Consider the following 4,812-nt stretch of genomic DNA (forward strand, 5'->3'; position numbering starts at 1 on the left):
CCGCCGCCCCGGCCGCGCCCGCCAAGGGAGCCATAGCCGACGGCACGCTCCGCTGGGGCGTCAAGGACTCGTTCCGCACCTACGTGGTGACCGGCGCGGCCCACGGCCGCATCACCGCCTCGGGCGGCGCGACCCAGGCCGCCGGCAACGGCCCCTTCACCTTTTCCGGCGCCACGGGGACGTACGACACCACGGCCGGCACCCTGTCCGCCGCCTTCAAGGGCGCGGTGACCTTCAAGGGCCACGAGAACAACGGCACCTACGGACTCGACCTCACCCTCAGCGACCTCAAGGCGTCGGTCGGCCGGGGCACCGGCACGCTGACCGCCGACGTCACCAGCCTCGGCAAGAAGTCCGAGGACGTGGTCCTGGCCGACCTGAAGGCCAGGTCCGCCGCCCTCACCCCGAAGAACGACGTCATCGCCCTCGACGGCGTCACCGCCACCCTCACCGACGCGGGCGCCAAGGCCTTCAGCGGCTACTACCCGAAGGGCACCGCACTCGACCCGGTGAACCTCTCCGTGGCCCTGACCACCACCGCCGCCCTGCCGTCCGCCGGGCCCACGGCGGGCGGCGCCACCACGACCGGCGCCGTCACCGGCTCCGCCGCCGCCGGCGGCGGCGGTGTCGTCGTCGGCGGCGGTGTCGTCGGCGGCAGCCTGGCCGCCACCGGCTCCGGCGTCCCGGCCGGCCCCCTGGGCGCGGCGGCGGCCGTCACCGCGGCGGCGGGCGCCGGGGTGGTGCTCGCGGTGCGCAGGAGGCGTACGGCGATGTAATCCCGTTGCCGGACCGGGGCGCGGTCCCCGCACAATGGCCCCCATGACCGGCACACCCAGGGAACTGCTCGGGCCGGGCGGCCTGGTGCTGGACGTCCGGGGCCGCCCAGGCCCGCCCGCGCTGCGCTTCGAGACCGCCGAGGAGGGCCGGCGCACAGTGCTGCGCCAGCGGGAACGGACCGTGCTGCTCGGCGGGCTCACCGGCCAGGGCTGCTGCCACGACCTGCGGCTGCACCGGCTGGACGGATACCGCTCGCCGCTGCCGCCGATCGCCTCCTCCCGGATGCGGTCGGCGGTCGACTGGGCCCACCAGTACGCCCGCTGGCTGGAGGGGTCCGACGCGACGCCCCTGGACGACGGCCGCTGGCACCTGGCGCGGCGCACCTGGTTCGAACCGGGCGTCTGGAGCGCCGACCTCGTCCGCGACTGGCCCGCCGGGCTGCTGGAGCTGTACTGCGGCGGCGGCTGGCACGGCGTACTGCCCCTGCGGCGGCTCTCCCCGCCGGACGCCGCCCGCGTGAAGGCGTACCGCAAGCACGTCCGCGACGGCACCCTGGCCCCCGTCCTGCTGTGGTGGGTGCCGTTCCTCGACGGCTGGCTGATCCTCGACGGGCACGACCGCGCGGTGGCCGCCCTCGCCGAGGACCGCACCCCGCCCTGCGTCGTCCTCACCCGGCTGCCCGACGAGGACGCGTGGCGCCGCGAGGCGAAGCAGCTGGCCGAGGGCCACCGGCGGCACAGCGCACGGTTCACCGGCACCGAACGGCAGCGCACGGCCCTGGAGGAGGGCTACGGCGCGGTGCTCGCCGGCCTGCCCTACGAACCGTCGGCCGTCCGCACCTGGCCCCTGACCGGTGGCACCCCCGCCTGGGAGGTGCTCGCGCGGGCCGCGATGTTTCAATTCCCCGGTGACTGACTACGACGTACTCCGCGTCTTCTGCGGCCCGGACGGCGGCTACGGCAACGAGCTGGGCGTCGTCCGCGACGGCTCGGTGCTGCCCGAGCGCGCCGACCGGCAGGCGCTGGCGGCCGAACTGGGCTTCAGCGAGACGGTGTTCGTGGACGACCCCGAGCGCGGAGTGATCGACATCTACACGCCCACCCTGCGGCTGCCCTTCGCCGGCCACCCCTGCGTGGGCACGGCCTGGCTGCTGGACGTGCCCGAACTGGTCACCCCGGCCGGGGTGGTCGGGGCCCGGCAGGACGGCGAGTTCAGCTGGATCGAGGCCCGCGCGGAGTGGGCGCCGCCGCGCACCCTGCGCCCGTATCCGAGCGCCGCCGAGGTGGACGCGCTGCCGGTCCCGCCCCGGGGGGAGTGGATCTACGCCTGGGCCTGGGAGGACGAGGCGGCCGGGCGGGTCCGGGCCCGTGGCTTCCCCGGCCGCGACGACGGCATCGAGGAGGACGAGGCGACCGGCGCGGCGGCGCTGCTCCTCACCGACCGGCTGGGCCGGGCCCTCAACATCACCCAGGGCCGGGGCTCGCAGATCCTGACCGCGCCCCAGCCGCACGGGTGGATCGAGGTGGGCGGGCGGGTCCGCCTGGAGCGCTGAGGCGTACCGGCGTCCGGGGGACGAGCGGCGCCCCCGTCCGGGTGGATTCGCGTGTGCGCGCGCAGGCGAGCGGGGACCACTGGGCGTGACCACTCCGCCTCCCCGAGAGGAGCACCATGCGCATCAGATCAGTCGTGGCCGCGACCGCCCTCGCCGCCGCTCTCGCCGCGACCGGCGCGTCGACGGCCAGCGCCCACACCCACGACACCAAGGACGACGACGGGGCCGTCTGCAGCCCGTACGCCGGCCACCTCAACTCGCTGGAGAACCAGATCGCCTGGGCCGGCGCGCACTGCAGCGACTACCTGCGCTGACGCGACCCGGGTCCCCTGCCGCAGCCGGCACGGGGACCCGGTCGTCCCGGGCTCACGCGCTCAGCGGGAACTCCTCGCCCAGGGCACCGAAGACCGCCGTGTTCAGCGCGAACGCCCGCTTGCACTCCGAGACGACCCGCTGCTTCTCCAGGTCGTCCACCCCTATCCGGTCCAGCAGTTCGCGGTAGTCCCGCTTGAACGCGGCCGGGTTGGGGATCGCGTCGAAGACGTAGAAGCGGACCCCGTCGCCCTTCCTGGCGAAGCCCCACGTCTTCTCCGCCCGGTCCCGGATGATCTGGCCGCCGGAGAGGTCGCCGAGGTAGCGGGTGTAGTGGTGGGCGACGTAACCGCCGGGCCAGCGCTCGGCGCACTCCCGCACCCGGTCCGCGTACGCCCGGGTCGCGGGCAGCGCGCTCAGGCCCGCCCGCCAGCCGGGGCCGCGCAGATGGGCCAGGTCCCGCTCCAGCGCGGGCAGCCGGAACAGTTCCGGCCGGACGAACGGACCGGCCACCGGGTCCGCCGCCAGGCGCTCGGCCGTGCTCTCCAGGGCCTCGTAGACGAACCAGAGCTGCTCGGTGTAGCGCGCGTAGGCCGCCACGCCGAGCCGGCCGCCGAGCAGGTCGCTCATGAACGTCGAGGTCTCGGCCGCCACGTGCTGTTCGTGGGAGGCGGTCCGGATGAGGGACGAGAAGGAGTCCATGCGGCCATCCTCTAAGGTAAGCCTTACCTAAGTCAACGCCTTGGCGACTCCGTGTCGGGAACGTTTCCGACAGTCTGTCGGTAAAAGCGTACAAGAGAAAGCCCGCTCCGGCAGGGAGCGGGCTCGGCGGGCCGGGGCGGCGGTCAGGGGAGGGTCAGGATCTCCGCGCCGGTGTCCGTCACCACCAGGGTGTGCTCGAACTGGGCGGTCCGCTTGCGGTCCTTCGTCACGACCGTCCAGCCGTCGTCCCACATGTCGTACTCGTGGGTGCCGAGCGTCAGCATCGGCTCGATCGTGAACGTCATCCCCGGCTGCATCACCGTCGTCGCGTGCGGGCTGTCGTAGTGCGGGATGATCAGCCCCGAGTGGAACGACGTGCTGATGCCGTGGCCGGTGAAGTCCCGGACGACGCCGTAGCCGAAGCGCTTGGCGTACGACTCGATGACCCGGCCGATGACATTGATCTGCCGGCCGGGCTTCACCGCCTTGATCGCCCGGTTCAGCGCCTCGCGGGTGCGCTCCACCAGCAGCCGCGACTCCTCGTCCACGTCACCGACCAGGTAGGTGGCGTTGTTGTCGCCGTGCACCCCGCCGATGTACGCCGTCACGTCCAGGTTGACGATGTCGCCGTCGCGCAGGACGGTCGAGTCCGGGATGCCGTGGCAGATGACCTCGTTGACCGAGGTGCACAGCGACTTCGGGAAGCCGCGGTAGCCCAGCGTGGACGGGTAGGCGCCGTGGTCGCACATGTACTCGTGGGCGACCTTGTCCAGCTGGTCCGTGGTCACCCCGGGCGCGATGATCTTCGCGGCCTCCGCCATCGCCCGCGCGGCGATACGGCCGGCGATCCGCATCGCCTCGACGGTCTCGGGAGTCTGCACCTCCGGACCCGTGTACGGCGCCGGCGCGGGCTTGCCGACGTACTCGGGGCGGCGGATGTTTCCGGGAACCGGACGGGTGGGAGACAGCTCCCCTGGTACGAGCAGCGACTGGCCAGACATGCCAGCGAGTCTAACCAGCGTCCATGGGGGAACATGTCGGTGGCGAGAGGAGCTGTCCATGGCCCTGTTCAAGAAGCGCACCGCCGGCAAGCCGGGCGAGTGGTACTACTGCCTGGAGCACAAGACGGTCGAGGAGGGCCCGGACTGCCCGGGCAAGGACCGCTTCGGACCGTACGCCTCCCGGGAGGAGGCCCAGCGCGCGATGGACACCGCCGCCGAGCGCAACCTCCAGTGGGAGAACGACCCCCGCTGGCACGACGCGCCCGCCGGCCGGAACCCCGACGAGAGCTGAACCCGCCGGGGCACGTCACCAGGGCGCCGGCGGTGGAGCCGTCAGGGCCTCCGTCAGCCGTGACAGGCGGTCCCGGAACCCCCGCCGCGCCCCCGCGGACCCCGCGTTCTCCCCGGCCGCCGCGCTGACCAGGTGCTGCACGGTGTCCAGGTCCAGCTCCGCCCCCGCCGGCACCG

At 73.7% G+C, this 4,812-nt stretch carries 7 protein-coding genes; 5 read left to right on the top strand and 2 right to left on the bottom strand.

Translation table 11 applies throughout. The features are described 5' to 3' along the window. The 4 genes from CCN44_RS18695 to CCN44_RS18710 all read left to right on the top strand — a co-directional run. The coding region (locus CCN44_RS18695; RefSeq protein ID WP_208639794.1) for an HtaA domain-containing protein at positions 1–776 on the top strand (776 nt) is incomplete at its 5' end. A gap of 43 nt (positions 777–819) precedes the next feature. Further along, positions 820–1,692: a hypothetical protein gene (locus tag CCN44_RS18700; RefSeq protein WP_086698326.1), complete on the top strand. Its 873-nt coding sequence runs from the start codon at positions 820–822 to the stop codon at positions 1,690–1,692. Further along, positions 1,685–2,329, top strand: coding sequence for a PhzF family phenazine biosynthesis protein (locus tag CCN44_RS18705; protein ID WP_059249020.1), 645 nt, complete (start codon positions 1,685–1,687; stop codon positions 2,327–2,329). Before CCN44_RS18700 ends, CCN44_RS18705 begins: the two co-directional genes overlap by 8 nt. 116 nt (positions 2,330–2,445) lie before the next feature. After that, complete coding sequence (locus CCN44_RS18710) at positions 2,446–2,643, top strand: hypothetical protein (RefSeq protein ID WP_059249019.1); 198 nt, start codon at positions 2,446–2,448, stop codon at positions 2,641–2,643. Positions 2,644–2,695: 52 nt separating this feature from the next. Here the strand turns inward: CCN44_RS18710 and CCN44_RS18715 are convergent, their stop codons facing one another. Both CCN44_RS18715 and map read right to left on the bottom strand, forming a co-directional pair. Next, the gene (locus tag CCN44_RS18715) at positions 2,696–3,343 is read right to left on the bottom strand and encodes a biliverdin-producing heme oxygenase (RefSeq protein WP_059249018.1); all 648 of its coding nucleotides are present in this window, start codon (positions 3,341–3,343) and stop codon (positions 2,696–2,698) included. 143 nt (positions 3,344–3,486) lie between these two features. After that, entirely contained in the window at positions 3,487–4,344 is an 858-nt protein-coding gene (gene map, locus CCN44_RS18720; protein ID WP_059249017.1) for a type I methionyl aminopeptidase, read from the bottom strand. A gap of 58 nt (positions 4,345–4,402) precedes the next feature. On the opposite strand from map, the gene CCN44_RS18725 reads away from it, so the two are divergent. Next, positions 4,403–4,636 (top strand): SPOR domain-containing protein, encoded by a 234-nt coding sequence (locus tag CCN44_RS18725; RefSeq protein WP_086698327.1) that lies wholly within the window; start codon positions 4,403–4,405, stop codon positions 4,634–4,636. Positions 4,637–4,812 lie beyond the last annotated feature (176 nt).

Origin of the sequence: Streptomyces tricolor (genome assembly GCF_002155905.1) — a bacterium.
Classification (GTDB): domain Bacteria; phylum Actinomycetota; class Actinomycetes; order Streptomycetales; family Streptomycetaceae; genus Streptomyces; species Streptomyces tricolor.